The sequence below is a fragment of the Plantibacter sp. CFBP 8804 genome (assembly GCF_014841225.1).
GTDB classification, from domain to species: domain Bacteria; phylum Actinomycetota; class Actinomycetes; order Actinomycetales; family Microbacteriaceae; genus Plantibacter; species Plantibacter auratus.
Genome location: NZ_JACYTU010000001.1, coordinates 455,936 through 470,684, shown reverse-complemented (window position 1 = coordinate 470,684; position 14,749 = coordinate 455,936). Strand labels below are relative to the sequence as shown.

13 protein-coding genes and 2 tRNA genes are annotated in these 14,749 nt (G+C 68.7%); 7 read left to right on the top strand and 8 right to left on the bottom strand.

Annotated elements, in window-relative coordinates:
- Positions 1-27: 27 nt before the first annotated feature.
- Both IFU11_RS02190 and IFU11_RS02185 read left to right on the top strand, forming a co-directional pair.
- On the top strand, positions 28-876 hold the full coding sequence (locus tag IFU11_RS02190; protein WP_079705766.1) for an ATP-binding cassette domain-containing protein: 849 nt from the start codon (positions 28-30) through the stop codon (positions 874-876).
- A gap of 94 nt (positions 877-970) precedes the next feature.
- Positions 971-1,043, top strand: a tRNA-Asn gene (locus IFU11_RS02185).
- Positions 1,044-1,242: 199 nt separating this feature from the next.
- On the opposite strand, the gene def is transcribed toward IFU11_RS02185, so the two are convergent.
- On the bottom strand, positions 1,243-1,809 hold the full coding sequence (gene def, locus IFU11_RS02180; protein WP_192018048.1) for a peptide deformylase: 567 nt from the start codon (positions 1,807-1,809) through the stop codon (positions 1,243-1,245).
- A 70-nt stretch (positions 1,810-1,879) separates the two neighbouring features.
- On the opposite strand from def, the gene IFU11_RS02175 reads away from it, so the two are divergent.
- The 3 genes from IFU11_RS02175 (at position 1,880) to IFU11_RS02165 (ending at position 4,379) form a co-directional block, all read left to right on the top strand.
- Entirely contained in the window at positions 1,880-2,860 is a 981-nt protein-coding gene (locus tag IFU11_RS02175) for a DMT family transporter (protein ID WP_229939903.1), read from the top strand.
- A 123-nt stretch (positions 2,861-2,983) separates the two neighbouring features.
- Positions 2,984-4,264, top strand: coding sequence for a glycosyltransferase (locus tag IFU11_RS02170; protein ID WP_369821876.1), 1,281 nt, complete (start codon positions 2,984-2,986; stop codon positions 4,262-4,264).
- 40 nt (positions 4,265-4,304) lie between these two features.
- Positions 4,305-4,379, top strand: a tRNA-Ile gene (locus IFU11_RS02165).
- 132 nt (positions 4,380-4,511) lie between these two features.
- Here IFU11_RS02165 and IFU11_RS02160 read toward each other — a convergent pair.
- Positions 4,512-5,480 carry an ROK family protein gene (locus tag IFU11_RS02160; RefSeq protein ID WP_371742702.1) on the bottom strand — a complete coding sequence of 323 codons (969 nt, stop codon included), beginning with the start codon at positions 5,478-5,480 and terminating at the stop codon, positions 4,512-4,514.
- 150 nt (positions 5,481-5,630) lie between these two features.
- Between IFU11_RS02160 and IFU11_RS02155 the strand changes: the two genes are divergently transcribed.
- A complete protein-coding gene (locus tag IFU11_RS02155) occupies positions 5,631-6,134 on the top strand; it encodes a DUF3145 domain-containing protein (protein ID WP_191940963.1) in 504 nt (167 codons plus the stop codon).
- A 142-nt stretch (positions 6,135-6,276) separates the two neighbouring features.
- Here IFU11_RS02155 and IFU11_RS02150 read toward each other — a convergent pair whose 3' ends face one another.
- The 6 genes from IFU11_RS02150 to aceE form a co-directional block, all read right to left on the bottom strand.
- On the bottom strand, positions 6,277-7,515 hold the full coding sequence (locus IFU11_RS02150) for a beta-ketoacyl-[acyl-carrier-protein] synthase family protein (protein WP_071260783.1): 1,239 nt from the start codon (positions 7,513-7,515) through the stop codon (positions 6,277-6,279).
- Between the two features lie 139 nt (positions 7,516-7,654).
- Positions 7,655-7,903: an acyl carrier protein gene (locus IFU11_RS02145; protein ID WP_056006457.1), complete on the bottom strand. Its 249-nt coding sequence runs from the start codon at positions 7,901-7,903 to the stop codon at positions 7,655-7,657.
- A 59-nt stretch (positions 7,904-7,962) separates the two neighbouring features.
- Positions 7,963-8,967, bottom strand: coding sequence for a beta-ketoacyl-ACP synthase III (locus tag IFU11_RS02140; RefSeq protein ID WP_079705772.1), 1,005 nt, complete (start codon positions 8,965-8,967; stop codon positions 7,963-7,965).
- Between the two features lie 20 nt (positions 8,968-8,987).
- The gene (locus tag IFU11_RS02135) at positions 8,988-9,911 is read right to left on the bottom strand and encodes an ACP S-malonyltransferase (RefSeq protein WP_192018046.1); all 924 of its coding nucleotides are present in this window, start codon (positions 9,909-9,911) and stop codon (positions 8,988-8,990) included.
- A 112-nt stretch (positions 9,912-10,023) separates the two neighbouring features.
- Positions 10,024-11,268, bottom strand: a complete 1,245-nt coding sequence (locus IFU11_RS02130; protein ID WP_192018045.1) for a PucR family transcriptional regulator — start codon at positions 11,266-11,268, stop codon at positions 10,024-10,026.
- A 16-nt stretch (positions 11,269-11,284) separates the two neighbouring features.
- Positions 11,285-14,011 (bottom strand): pyruvate dehydrogenase (acetyl-transferring), homodimeric type, encoded by a 2,727-nt coding sequence (gene aceE / locus IFU11_RS02125; RefSeq protein WP_085510736.1) that lies wholly within the window; start codon positions 14,009-14,011, stop codon positions 11,285-11,287.
- A gap of 241 nt (positions 14,012-14,252) precedes the next feature.
- Between aceE and IFU11_RS02120 the strand changes: the two genes are divergently transcribed.
- Complete coding sequence (locus IFU11_RS02120) at positions 14,253-14,723, top strand: peroxiredoxin (protein ID WP_064293656.1); 471 nt, start codon at positions 14,253-14,255, stop codon at positions 14,721-14,723.
- Positions 14,724-14,749 lie beyond the last annotated feature (26 nt).

The following is a 14,749-nucleotide window of genomic DNA, read 5'->3' as shown; positions in this document are numbered from 1 at the left end:
TCCCCGTGCACCGGAAGGAGAGGTCTCATGAAGCACCCAGAGCAGGACGGACCGGCGGTCCGGGCGAGCGATCTGAGCGTCGACTACGCCGCGCACGGCGTGAGCCCGAGCAATCGAGCCCTGGACGGCATCAGCTTCGAGCTGCCCGTCGGCGGCTCGCTCGGGGTCATCGGCAGCTCGGGCTCGGGGAAGAGCACGCTCCTGCGCGTGTTGTCCGGACGCCACCTGACCGGAGCGGACTCCCGTCCGTTCGTGTCCGGCGGCGACGCGAGCACGCTCGGTCGCTCCATGCGCAAGGTGGGCCGCAAAGAACTCACGAAACTCACGTTCGAAGTGTCGCTGCTCGAGCAGGAGGCCGGTGCGCACCTGAAGCCCGAACTCACCGTCACGGAGCTCATTTCCGAACCCGTCCTCGCGCGCGACAAGAAGTTCAGCGAGCAGGCGCTCGGCGTCCGGGTCGCCACACTGCTGGACGCCGTGCAGATGCCCCTCTCCAGCCTCGACAAGTACCCCTACGAGCTGAGCGGTGGTCAGCGGCAGCGCATCGCGATCGCGCGCGCCCTCGTCCTCGGTCCGAAGGTGTTCATCGCCGACGAACCGACGGCCGGCATCGACATCACGGTCCGGCACACGGTGACCGAGTTGCTCGACGGGTTCCGACGCGACGGCGGCACGGTCATCGTCGTGACGCACGACCTCGCGATGCTCCGCGAGGTGACCGACGACGTCCTGGCGCTCCACCAGTCGCGGGTCGTGGGCTACGGCCCGATCGACGCGATGCTCGCCGATCCGCCGCACGAGTTCCTCGCAGCGCTCGCCCAGTCGGGCGGCACCGAGACCCAGTACGAGACGCCCGAGGCCGTCGGCATCGATTGATCGCGTGTCGATTTGGAGTCTGCGAATCCTTTGCTACAGTAGATACGCGCTGCAACGCAGAGGCCGGATTCGTCCGGCCGGTCGAAGCACGTATTCCTCGATAGCTCAATTGGCAGAGCAATCGACTGTTAATCGATAGGTTGTTGGTTCGAGTCCAACTCGAGGAGCTGCACAGAATCCCTCGGTCCATATGGACCGGGGGATTCGTCGTCCGAGGCCGGTTTCACGAAACCGGCAGGGACGCCGTAGACTAGGCAACGAGGCCCGAAGACTCCACTCTTCGGGCCTCGTTGCATGTCCGGACACCCTGCGCCTGTCGAGGGGACACCGTGCCGATCGTGCCGGCGTCGTCTCCGTCGAGCTGGTTCAGCCCTCGAGGTCGTCGCGACCCGGCAGCCAGGAGATCCCGGGGACGCCCCAGCCAGCCTTGCGGATCGCCTTCGCCGCTCGGCGCGAGTGCGGCAGTTCCAAGCGGTCCACGTAGAGCACACCGTTGAGGTGGTCGAACTCGTGCTGCAGGATGCGTGCGCGCCAGCCGACGACCCGCAGCTCGACCGGGTCGCCCTCGAGGTCGGTCCCGGTGAGCATGGCTGCTTCCGCGCGACGGAGCGGGTGCCGCTCGCCGGGGACGGAGAGGCAGCCCTCCGACTCGGCCTCCTCGTCGAGCTCGCCCACCGGCGGGGGACTGATCCACAGCACCGGGTTGATCGCGACGCCACGCCACGGCTGGCCGTCGTCGTCCTCGTAGCTGTAGACGAAGAGGCGGAGCGGGACGCCGACCTGCGGGGCCGCGAGTCCGACGCCGGGAGCGAGGTCCATGGTCTCGTACATGTCGGCGACGAGCCGTCGGAGGTCGTCGTCCACCGTGGTGACCGGCCGGGCGACGGAGTGGAGCACCGGGTCACCGGTCACGTGGATCTCGAGAATTGCCATTGCTCGAGCCTATCCGCTGGGCTCGGCCTGCCGCGCCGGGATCAGCGGGACCGCGGGGTACCCTCGACGGGTGATCCACTCCGCCATCGACATCGCCGACCTCGCGGACGACTTCACCCGCAACCCCTCGCAGCTCCTCGGTATCCCGTTCGCGCTCCTCGGCGCTGTCTTCCTCTCGCTCGGCGCGCAGCTGCAGCACCGGGGCGTGGCCAAGGTCGAGTCGTCGAGCGGCACCGACGCGACGTCGGGGCTCAACGTCGCTCAGCTCCTGGCGCTGCTCAGTCGGCCGTCCTGGGTGACCGGAACGGTGATGCTCGGGCTCGCGATCGTGCTCCAGCTCGGCAGTCTGTCCCTCGCACCGATCACCCTCGTCCAGCCGTTGGGTGCGGTCGCGCTCGTCATCACCGCGGTGGTGAACAGCAGGATCAGCGGCGTCCGGTTGAACCGTCGATCGGTCGTCGCGATCGTCGCCTGCGTCGGCGGCGTCGGTCTGTTCGTGACGATCGCGGCGGTCTTCACGGGCGAGCACCGGATCACCGAGGCCGAGCTCGTCACGATCCTGGTGATGCTCGGCGTCGTGCTCGTCGTGTTCGGACTCGGTTTCATGGTGTTCCGTTCCCGCTTCACGGCCATCTTCTACATCGTCGGGACCGGCGTGCTCTACGGCTTCGTCGCGACGCTCGCCAAGGTCATCATCGGACGGCTGCAGCAGGGCGAGTTCGACTGGCTCACGGTCCTCTGCGGGCTCGGCCTCGTCGCCGCGAGTGCGCTCGGCGGCTACTTCGTGCAGACCGCCTACTCCTCGGGGCCGCCCGACCTGGTCATCGCGGGCCTCACCGTCATCGATCCGATGATCGCGGTCGGCATCGGCATCATCGTGCTGGGGGAGGCGAGCAACGCACCGTTCTGGGCTGGCTTCGGCTTCGTCGTGGCCGGCGCGATCGCCGTGTGGGGAGTCTTCCAGCTCGCTCGCCATCACCCACAGGTGAGCCAGACGCCGGCGGCCGCAGCAGCCGCGAAGGCCCTCGCGACCGGCGACGCGCCCGCCTGAGCCCTGGAGCCCGAACGGGCTGCAGGTATGCTTGAGCATGGCGTTCCGCGCCGCATCAGGGTCGTGAGCGACCGCCCGCACCCCCTCACATCACTGGCCAAGCACAGAGGAATCACCGATACCTTGACTTCTCCCGACGACCAGCACCTCGCGAAGGCGTCCAGCACGACGCCGAGCGCCGACACCCACAAGCCGCTGCGGGTGGTCATCGGTGCCGACACCTTCTCGCCCGACGTGAACGGCGCCGCACGCTTCGCCGAACGCCTCGCGGCCGGACTCGTCCGCCGAGGCCACGACGTCCACATCGTGGCGCCCGCCGGCTCGCGCAAGTTCGGCACGTGGAAGGAGACCCACGAGGGTCAGACGATGACGGCGCACCGCCTCTTCAGCCTCCGGTGGTACCCGCACGACTGGCTGCGCTTCGCGATGCCGTGGTCGATGCGTCGGAACGCCCGGAAGATCCTCGACCGCGTGAAGCCCGACGTCGTGCACCTGCAGTCGCACATCGTGGTCGGCCGTGGTCTCTCGATCGAGGCCGAGCAACGCGGCATCCGCATGGTGGCGACGAACCACATCATGCCCGACAACATCCTCGACTTCACCGTCATCCCCAAGCGCACCCAGGAGTGGCTCGTCCGGACGCAGTGGGCTGCCGCCCGTCGCGTCTTCGATCGTGCCTTCGCCGTGACGACCCCGACGCGCAAGGCCGCCGACTTCCTGGAGCAGTTCACGGGCCTGACCGGTGTGCACGCGATCTCCTGCGGGATCGAGGCCGGACAGTACACGCCGTCGTTCGAACCGCGGAAGCGCAACACCATCCTCTTCGTGGGTCGCATCACGAGCGAGAAGCAGATCGACGTGCTCCTGCGCGCGCTCACGAAACTCCCGAAGGAACTCGACGCCCACGTCGACGTCATCGGTGGCGGCGACCAGGCGAAGAACCTCGAGCAGCTGACCCAGCAGCTCGGCATCGGCGACCGCGTCCGATTCCTCGGCAAGGTGTCCGACGATGAGGTGAAGCAGGCCTACACGAACGCCACCGTCTTCGCGATGCCGTCCATCGCGGAGCTGCAGAGCATCGCGACGATGGAGGCCATGGCCTCCGGTCTCCCGGTGGTCGCGGCCGATGCCATGGCGCTGCCCCACCTCGTGCACGATCAGGTCAACGGCTACCTGTTCGAGCCGGGCAACGTCGACGCCCTGGCCGAACGGCTCGCGACGGTACTCAGCGCCTCGCCCGAGGAGTACCGCCGGATGCAGGACGCCTCGTTGGAGCTCGTCTCCGCACACGACATCGAGCGCACGCTCGACACCTTCGAAGCGCTCTACCGTGGCGAGCAGGTCGTCGACCCGACGACCGAGCGTCACACGGCGACCGCAGACCGCCAGGAATCCCGCGACTGACTCCCGCCCCGCGGGCCACTCGGTACACTGGGTTCCGCACGGGGCGGTAGCCAAGCTGGTGAAGGCATTCGGCTCATAACCGAACGATGCGTGGGTTCAAGTCCCACCCGCCCTACCGAGAACCGGCCCACGAGCCTTGGTTCCGGTCCCTGAGCTTGTCGAAGGGCGCCCTTCGACAAGCTCAGGGACCGGGATGGAGCGGCTCCGGGACCGGTGCGACCTTGCTCGGCGATCGAGACTGGCCGGTTCAGTCCGCGAGGACGAGGGCGGCGGCACCGATGAGCGGCCCGTCGGCGTCGAGCCCGGCCGGGACCACGCGCAGCTCACGGGCGTAGGCGTGCAATGCCGAGGCGGTCGCAGCCTCTTGGACGAGGTCGAGGTAGTCGGGGGAGACCCGCGAGAAGCCGCCTCCGATCGCGACGCGTTCCAGGTCGAGCAGGGTCGTGATGCTACAGAGGGCTTCGCCGACGGCCTCGGCGGAACGTCGGACGGCGCGGATCGCGATTTCCGTTCCAGCTGCGTAGTCGGCCCCGAGCTGTTCGCCCGTCGTGCCGGTCCATCCCTGGGCGCGCGCCCAGGCGACCGTCGCGGTCCCCGACGCGATGCCCTCCAACGTCCAGGGTGTGCCGACAGCATCCGGTTCGCGTCGGCGGAGCTGCATCTGGCCGAGGTGGCCGGCGTTGCCCGAGGTGCCGGGGACGAGTCGGGATCCGAGGATGATTCCGCCACCGATCCCGGTGGAGACGACGATGCCCATGCTGTTCTCGGTTCCGCGGAGTGCGCCCTGCCAGTGCTCGGCCAGGGCGATGCAGGTGCCGTCGAGTCGGAGTTCCACCGGACCGGACGTGAAGCACCGGAGCTCCGCCACGACGGGGAAGTCGGCGAGTCGGGGGAGGTTGATCGGCGAGACGGTACCGTCGGTCCTGCCGATGGGGCCCGCCGAACCGATCCCGACGCCGGACACCGGCCTGCCATGGGCCGCGATGCTCCGTTCGGCGGTCTGGAGGATCGACGCCACGAGTTCCTCGCGGGTGGCCGCGGCGCCCGTCGGACCGCGGAACCGGGTGCCGGGCAGGATCCGTCCCTCGGCATCGACGACGGCCGCTTCGACCTTCGTGCCGCCGATGTCGATCGCGAGGGCCTCGTGCATCACCGCTCCATCCTGGAGGGCCGTCAGTCCGGGCCGGCTCCCGATCCAGCGTACTGGGAACGACACGGTTGTCATTCCTCCAGGTCATGGGGCATAATGCTCGTATCGGCGCGAGTCGAACAACTGCATACACGGAGGTCCGGTCAGCCGGACACCGACATGGATCACACTGCATGGGTCGTTGGGGAAGACGCACCCGGACGCAGTGGAGGAATCATGTCGACACCGATGACGAAGGGTGTGCTGTTCGTGCACTCGTCGCCTCGCGCGCTCTGCCCGCACCTCGAATGGGCGGCAGGTCGCGCTCTTGGTCGTGCCATCAGTTTCGACTGGGAAGACCAGCCGATCCTCCGCGGTGCGCAGCGTGCCGAGGTCTTCTGGGAAGGCCCGCACGGCACCGGAGCCGCACTCGCCTCAGCCCTGCGCGGCTGGGAGCACCTCCGCTACGAGGTGAGCGAAGACCCGGCCCAGGGCGCCGACGGTGCCCGGTGGATGCACACGCCCGACCTCGGGATCTTCTACGCGCAGACCGACAGCATCGGCAACGTGGTCGTCCCGGAGGATCGCATCCGGTACGCCATGGAGGTCGGCGCCGGGAACGCCGCCGAACTCCAGCGCGAACTCCGCGTCGCGCTCGGACAGCCGTGGGACGACGAACTCGAGCCGTTCCGTCACGCCGGCGACGGGTCCTCCGTCATCTGGCTGCACAACGTGGGCTGATCCGGCCCCGCCGGCGCGGCGGCACCGCGCACGCGAGACAACTTCACAGACGACAGGGTGCCCACGTGGCGTGGACCGTGCGAGGTCGGTNCGGGTCGTGGTGCATGCACCACGACCCGTCGTCGTCTCCGTCGCGAACGGCTCAGTAGCTCCGGAACGCCACGACCGCGTTGTGGCCGCCGAACCCGAACGAGTTGCTGATGGCGAGCAGGTCGCCGGACCCGAGCTCACGCGGCGTCGTGACGACGTCGAGCGGGATCTCCGGGTCCTGGTTGTCGAGGTTGATGGTCGGCGGGATGACCCGGTGGTGCAGGGCGAGCGCCGTGTAGGCCGCTTCGATGGCACCCGCGCCGCCGAGGAGGTGGCCGGTCGAGGCCTTCGTCGCCGTCACGGCGATGTCGTCGAGGTGGGCACCGAAGACCCGACGCAGCGCGTTGTACTCCGCGATGTCGCCCACGGGCGTGCTCGTGGCGTGTGCGTTGACGTGCACGACGTCGTCGAGCGACGCGCCACCGTTCTCGACGGCTGCACGCATGGCGCGGGCAGCTGCCGAACCCTCGGGATCGGGAGCCGTGATGTGGTACGCGTCGCTCGTCACCGCACCACCGAGGAGCTCGGCGTAGATGCGGGCGCCACGGGCCTTGGCGTGCTCCTCGGTCTCGACGATGAGCGCTGCCGCGCCCTCACCGAGGACGAATCCGTCGCGGTCGACGTCGTAGGGACGCGAGGCGATGGCGGGGTCGTCGTTGCGCTTGGACAACGCCTGCATCGCTGCGAAGGATGCGAGCGGGAGCGGGTGGATGGCGGCTTCGGAGCCACCGGCCACGACGATGTCGGCGAGGCCGGCCTGGAGGTGGTCGTAGGCGTTGGCGAGCGACTCGGTGCTTGACGCACAAGCGGAGACGACGGTGCGCTCTCCGCCTCGGGCGCCGAGGTCCATGCCGATCGCCGCTGCCGGGCCGTTCGGCATGAGCATCGGGACGGTCATCGGGAGGACGCGGCGGGGGCCCTTCTCGCGCAGGGTGTCCCAGGCGTCGAGGAGCGTCCACACGCCGCCGATGCCGGTGGCCCAGTCGACGAGGAGCCGCTCCGGGTCGACCTCGGGAGCGCCGGCGTCCTGCCAGGCCTCGCGCGCGGCGATCAGGGCGAACTGGCTCGACGGGTCGAGGCGCTTGACCTCACGACGGTCGAGGATGTCCGCGGTGGGGACGGCGGCCTGCGCGGCGAAGCGTACGGGCAGCTCGAGTTCTTCAGCCCATGGCTGCTCGAGACGGCTCGCACCGCTCTTGCCGGCGAGGAGGTTGTCCCAGGAGTCGGTGGCGTTGCCGCCGAGGGGAGTGGTGGCACCGATGCCGGTGATGACGATGCGTTTGGTGGTCATTCAGTCAAACCTTCTGTGGAGACGACGAGGGGGTCCGAGCCCTGCGGCGGTCGAGCCCGTGTCCGGACGGACGAGCCGCCTCGAACGCTGAAGGGCCGGTCGGCCAACTGCCGGCCGACCCTTCAGCACTGCGCTGGGACTAGCCCTGAGCCTTGACGATGAAGTCGACGGCGTCGCCGACGGTCTTCAGGTTCTTGACTTCTTCGTCCGGGATCTTCACGTCGAACTTCTCCTCCGCGTTGACGACGATGGTCATCATGGAGATCGAGTCGATGTCGAGGTCGTCGGTGAACGACTTGTCCAGCTCGACGGTGTCGGTCGCGATGCCGGTCTCGTCGTTGATCAGCTCGGCCAGGCCGGCGAGGACTTCTTCGGTGGACAGTGCCATTGTTCTACTCCTTGGGTGAGGTTTGACCGTAGTCGAGTGTAGTCGCGTCGGGCGTCCTGCTACGGCAGGACGACGACCTGAGCGCCGAAGACCAGTCCGGCACCGAATCCGATCTGCAGGGCGAGGCCGCCGCTGAGCTCGGGGTGCCCCTGGAGGAGCCGGTGGGTGGCGAGCGGGATGGACGCCGCCGAGGTGTTGCCGGTGGTCTCGATGTCGCGCGCGATGACGACGGTCTCCGGCAGCTTGAGCTGCTTGGCGAACTCGTCGACGATGCGCATGTTGGCCTGGTGGGGGATGAAGGCCGCGAGGTCGGAGGCTTCGACGCCCGCTTCCTCGAGTGCCTGCTTGGCGACCTTGGCCATCTCCCAGACCGCCCACCGGAAGACCGTCTGGCCCTCCTGGCGCAGGGTCGGCCAGGCGGCCGTGCCGTCGCGGAACTCGGTGAGCGTACCGCTCATGCCGACGGCGTCGGCCTTCGAGCCGTCGGACCCCCACACGGTGGGGGAGATGCCGGGGAAGTCGCTCGGACCGACGACGGCCGCGCCTGCTCCGTCGCCGAGGAGGAACGAGATCGACCGATCGGTCGGGTCGACGATGTCGGACAGCTTCTCCGCGCCGATGACGAGCGCGTAGTGGGCCGCGCCCGATCGGATGAGGGCATCGGCCTGGGCGATCGCGTAGGCGTATCCGGCACATGCGGCGTTGAGGTCGTAGGCGGCAGCGGGGTTCGCTCCGACGCGGTCGGCCACGACGGCCGCCATCGACGGGGACTGCTGGACGTTGCTGATCGTCGCGATGAGGACGAGGTCGACCTGTTCGGGCGAGATGCCCGCGGCCGCGATGGCCTCGGCGCCGGCTTCGGCTGCGAGGTCGACGGCGCTGACGTCGGCCGACGCCCGCGTGCGGGTGACGATGCCGGTGCGCTGCTGGATCCACTCGTCGGACGAGTTGATCGGACCGACGAGGTCGTCGTTCGGGACGCTGAGGTCTCCGCGAGCTGCGCCGAGGCCGAGGATGCGGGTGAACTCGGGACCGCGCGACTGCTTGAGGGTGGGGGTGGTCATTGACTGGTTCTCCGTCTGCGCTACTGCTGGGCGATGAGGTCGAGGGCTGCCGGCAGGTCGTCGGGGGTCTTGATGGCGACCGTCGGCACGCCCTTCAGGCCGCGACGTGCGAGTCCGGTGAGCGCCCCGGCGGGGGCGAGCTCGATGAGTCCGGTGATCCCTGCGGCGCTGAACGCGTCCATGCACAGGTCCCAGCGTACCGGGGAGGCGACCTGGCCGATGAGGAGGTCGAAGAACGCCGTACCCGAGGTGACCTCGGTGCCGTCGTGGTTCGTCCAGATGCGGAGCGTCGGGTCCTGGGGCTCGACCGTGCGGCTCGCGCCGGCCAGCCAGTCGCGGGCCGACTGCATGTAGCTCGTGTGGAAGGCGCCTGCGACCTGCAGCGGGATCACCCGCGTGCCCTTGAGCGGCTCGTCGGCGAGGCGGGCGAGGGCGTCATGCGCGCCGGCGACGACGATCTGGCCGCCACCGTTGTAGTTGGCGGGCTCCAGCCCGAAGGAACGGACGTGCGCGACGACGGCGTCCTGGTCGCCACCGAGGACGGCACTCATGCCCGTCGGGGTGGTGGCTGCGGCTTCGGCCATGGCCACGGCGCGTTCGCTCACGAAGCTCATGGCGTCGCTGTCCGAGAGGATGCCTGCGCCGTAGGCCGCGGTGATCTCGCCGACGGAGTGTCCGGCGATGCCGCCGAACGGCGCGGCGTCGGCGGGGAGGGCCTTCCGCAGGGCGTCCAAGGCGACGATGCCGGCCGCGACGATGAGCGGCTGGGCCACCGCGGTGTCGCGGATGGTGTCGGCGTCGGAGACGGTGCCGTGCTTGGCGAGGTCGAGTCCGGCTTCGTCGGAGTAGCGCGCGAGCGCGTCCTTCGCGGAGGCGTCCTGCAACCAGGGGTCGAGGAAGCCGGGGGTTTGGGAGCCCTGTCCAGGGCAGGCGATGACGATCACCGCTCTAGTCTGCCAACCGGAGGACGCCCAGCAGTGGAGCAACACCACGAACCTTTGGAAAATGTGTTGTGTGGAGTCCACAAAACCGACCGGTCGAACGGCCCTGCCAGCGTCAGGAGGTCAGCCGACGTCGGGACGGCTCAGGCTCAGCGATGGCGCCGAGGATGAGGGCCGCCTGCAGGATGAGCGACTCGCGGGCACCGGTCGCGTCCCATCCGATGACCTCGGAGACCCGCTTGAGGCGGTACCGGACCGTGTTGGGGTGCACGAACAGCTCGCGCGCGGTCGCTTCGAGCGAGCGGCCGTTGTCGAGGTAGCACCAGAGCGTCGTCACGAGCTCGCCGGAGTAGTCCTTGAGCGGGCGGTAGACCCGCTCGATGAGCGTGGTCTTCGCGAGGTTGTCGCCGGCGAGGGCGCGCTCCGGAAGGAGGTCGTCCGCGGCGACCGGACGGGGCGCGTGGCGCCAGGACTTCGCCACGGCGAAGCCGGCCAGTGCTGCCTTCGCGCTGCGCGACGCCTCGATGAGGGATGGCACGGCGTGACCGAGCACCAGGTGCCCCGGCCCGAAGCCGTGCTCGAGCTTGGCGGCGATGTCGAGGAAGGTGAGTTGTGAGCTGGTGCGGGCGTCTGCAGCGGCCTGTTCCGCCTCGTCGACGGGTTCGCCGTCTGCGGGCTCGGTGCTGGGCAGCTCAGCGCGACCCAGGACGAGCACGAGCCGGTTGCCCTGGACGCCGATGAGGACGTCGGCGTCGAGGTGTCGGGCGGTCCGGCGGAGCATGTCGACATCGAGCACCCGTGGGGTCGTCCCGACCAGGACACAGGCCTCGCCGTGACCGTGCCACCCGAGGGCGGCGATCCGGCTGGGCAGCTCGTCGTCGGCCTCGCCACTGAGGATCGAGTCGACGACGAGGGCCTCGAGGCGGGCGTCCCAGAGTCCGCGGGCTTCGGCCGCACGGGCGTACACGTCGGCCGAGGCGAATGCGATGTCGCGTGAGTAGAGGAGGATCGCCTCGCGGAGGTCGACGCTTCCGGACGCGACGCGTTCTTCGACGACCTCGACGGTGACCTTGATGAGTTGCAGCGTCTGCTGCAGGCTGACCGAACGGAGCAGCTCGCGAGGAGCTGCCCCGAACACGTCGGCGGCGATCCACGGCGTCGACCGGGGATCGTCGAACCACGAGATGAACGAACTGATGCCCGCCTGCGCCACCAGGCCGACCGCTGAGCGGCGGCCTGGTGGCATCTCGGCGTACCAGGGAAGGGTGTCCTCGAGGCGTTTGAGCGTCGCGGTCGCGAGCTCACCCGAGATCCGGCGGAGCCAGTCGAGTGTTTCGGCCTTCGTCTTCGTCTTCGTCACCGTGGTAGCGATGGAATCAGCTCTCGCCACCCGCGTTACCGGTGTTGCCGGCGTTCACGTCGTGGAGGCGGTAGCGGTCGATCGCCTGCTGCGGGAGGCTCGCATCGACCTCACCCCGAGCAGCGAGCTGCTGGAGGGTGCGGACGACGAGCGACGGGCCGTCGATCTTGAAGAAGCGACGGGCAGCGGCGCGCGTGTCGGAGAAGCCGAAGTCGTCGGCCCCCAACGTCGCGAAGTCGCCCGGCACGAACTGACGGATCTGGTCCGGCACGGCGTGCATGTGGTCGGTCACGGCGACGAACGGGCCTGCGGCACCGCTCAGCTTCTCCGTGACGTAGGGCACACGACGCTCCTCCTGTGGGTGCAGGAAGTTGTGCTGGTCGGCGGCGAGACCGTCGCGACGGAGCTCGGTCCAGCTCGTGACGCTCCAGACGTCTGCGGAGACGCCCCAGTCGTCGGCGAGCAGCTGCTGCGCCTCGATCGCCCACGGGACCGCGACACCGGAGGCCATGAGCTGAGCCTTCGGGCCCTGCTTGTCGCTCGTGCTGATGCGGTGGATACCGCGCACGATGCCGTCGACGTCCACGCCCTCGGGCTCGACGGGCATGACCATCGGCTCGTTGTACACCGTGAGGTAGTACATGACGTTCGGGTCCTCGTGCTCGCCGCCGTACATGCGCTGGATACCACTGCGCACGATGTGCGCGATCTCGTAGCCGTAGGCCGGGTCGTAGCTGACGACCGCGGGGTTCGACGACGAGAGCAGCAGCGAGTGGCCGTCGGCGTGCTGGAGGCCCTCACCCGTGAGCGTCGTGCGACCGGCGGTCGCGCCGATCATGAAGCCACGGGTCATCTGGTCGCCGGCCGCCCAGATGGCGTCGGCGGTGCGCTGGAAGCCGAACATCGAGTAGAAGACGTAGACCGGGATGAGCGGCTCGCCCTGCACCGAGTACGAGGTTCCGATCGCGGAGAAGGCCGCGACGGCGCCCGCCTCGTTGATGCCCACGTGCACGATCTGACCCTGCGGGCTCTCCTTGTAGGCGAGCAGCAGTTCGCGGTCGACCGAGGTGTAGTGCTGACCGTTCGGGTTGTAGATCTTCGCGCTCGGGAAGAACGCGTCCATACCGAAGGTGCGTGCCTCGTCGGGGATGATCGGGACGATGCGGTTGCCGAAGTCCTTGGCGCGGAGGAGGTCCTTCAGCAGTCGGACGAACGCCATCGTGGTGGCGATCTCCTGCGTGCCGGAGCCCTTCTTCGCTGCCGCGTACGCGGAGTCGTCGGGCAGGTTCAGCTGCGTGTACTTGCTGCGACGCTCGGGGACGTAGCCGCCGAGCGCGCGGCGACGCTCGTGCAGGTACTGGATCGCCTCGTCGTCCTCGCCCGGGTGGTAGTAGGGCGGGAGGTAGGGGTTCTCTTCGAGCTGCGAGTCGGTGATCGGGATGCGCATCGTGTCCCTGAAGGTCTTCAGGTTGTCGAGCGTCATCTTCTTCATCTGGTGGGTCGCGTTGCGGCCCTCGAAGCTCGGGCCGAGGCCGTAGCCCTTGATGGTGTGCGCGAGGATGACCGTCGGCTGACCCTTGTGCTCGCTGGCCGCCTTGAACGCCGCGTAGACCTTGCGGTAGTCGTGGCCGCCGCGCTTGAGGTTCCAGACCTCGTCGTCGGTGTAGCCCTCGACGAGCTTCAGGGCGCGCTCGTCGCGGCCGAAGAAGTTCTCGCGGACGTAGGCGCCGTCTTCCGTCTTGTACGTCTGGAAGTCGCCGTCGGGCGTGACGTTCATGAGGTTGAGGAGCGCGCCGTCGGTGTCGCGGTTGAGGAGGTCGTCCCACTCGCGGCCCCAGATGACCTTGATGACGTTCCAGCCGGCACCGCGGAAGAAGCTCTCGAGCTCCTGGATGATCTTGCCGTTCCCGCGGACGGGGCCGTCGAGGCGCTGCAGGTTGCAGTTGATCACGAAGTTGAGGTTGTCGAGGCCCTCGTTCGCGGCGACCTGGAGCTGGCCGCGGCTCTCGACCTCGTCCATCTCGCCGTCGCCGAGGAACGCCCAGACCTGCTGGTCGCTGGCGTCCTTGATGCCACGGTTGGTGACGTACTTGGCAAGGTGCGCCTGGTAGATCGCGTTGATCGGGCCGAGACCCATGGAGACCGTCGGGAACTGCCAGAAGTCCGGCATGAGGCGCGGGTGGGGGTACGAGGAGAGCCCGTGCGGCGCGTGCGACTTCTCCTGGCGGAAGCCGTCGAGCTGGTCGGTGCTGAGGCGGCCCTCGAGGAAGGCGCGGGCGTAGGTGCCGGGGGAGGCGTGGCCCTGGATGTAGATCTGGTCGCCACCGCCCGGGGCATCCTGGCCGCGGAAGAAGTGGTTGAAGCCGACCTCGTAGAGCGCGGCCGACGACGCGTAGGTGGAGATGTGTCCGCCGACACCGATGCCGGGGCGCTGCGCGCGGTGCACGGTCATGGCCGCGTTCCAGCGGATCCAGGCGCGGTAGCGGCGTTCGATGTCCTCGTCGCCCGGGAAGTCGGGCTCGTTCTCCGAGGCGATGGTGTTGATGTAGTCGGTGGTGGGCACCATCGGCACGCCGAGGTGCAGCTCCTTCGAGCGCTTGAGGAGGCTCAGCATGATGTCGCGGCCGCGACCGCGGCCACGTTCGTCGACGAGGGCGTCGAGGGACTCATTCCACTCGGACGTCTCCTCAGGATCGGCGTCTACGTGGTTGGACGAGTATGGATCCTGGTCGTGAACAGTCACCGTCGACCTTTCTCTCGTGGCAGATCGTGCCTGGGTTGTGATGGTGAACTCCATGCGTCCTGATGGGTATGGACGCGGGCGCCACCTTTCACCCTATCCGGTCACCCCAGGGAACGGTGACCGAGCGGCGCACCCCTCCGGGTTTGTGCAGCTGCGGTGCGGGGTTAGGATGTGTGACCGGATCGGACCCGTCCACCGCTCGGGCGATCCGGAGCAGGCGAACCCGCCTGAAAGGACCCTCATGGCACTCGAGAACGACACCCTGGCACCCGACTTCGAACTGGCGAACCAGTTCGGTGAACTCGTCAGGTTGAGTCAGTTCCGCGGCAGTTCGGCTGTCGCCCTCGTCTTCTTCCCGCTGGCGTTCTCCGGTACCTGCACGGGGGAGCTGTGCGAGTTGCGCGACAACCTCAGCCTGTTCACGGACGACCAGGTCACGCTCGTCGGCATCTCCGTCGACTCCAAGCACACGCTGCGCGCGTGGGCGGAGCAGGAGCAGTACGGCTTCCAGCTGCTCGCCGACTTCTGGCCGCACGGCCAGGTCGCCAAGGAGTACGGGGTGTTCCTGCAGGAGAAGGGGTTCGCGAACCGTGCGACCTTCCTCATCGACCAGCAGGGCATCATCCGTGAGAGCTTCATCACGGCACCGGGCGAAGCCCGCTCGCTCGCGGCCTACCGCGCCGCGCTCGAAGAGCTGCGTCAGCCGGCCTGAGCCGCGGCTCGCGCTGGTCGATCCGG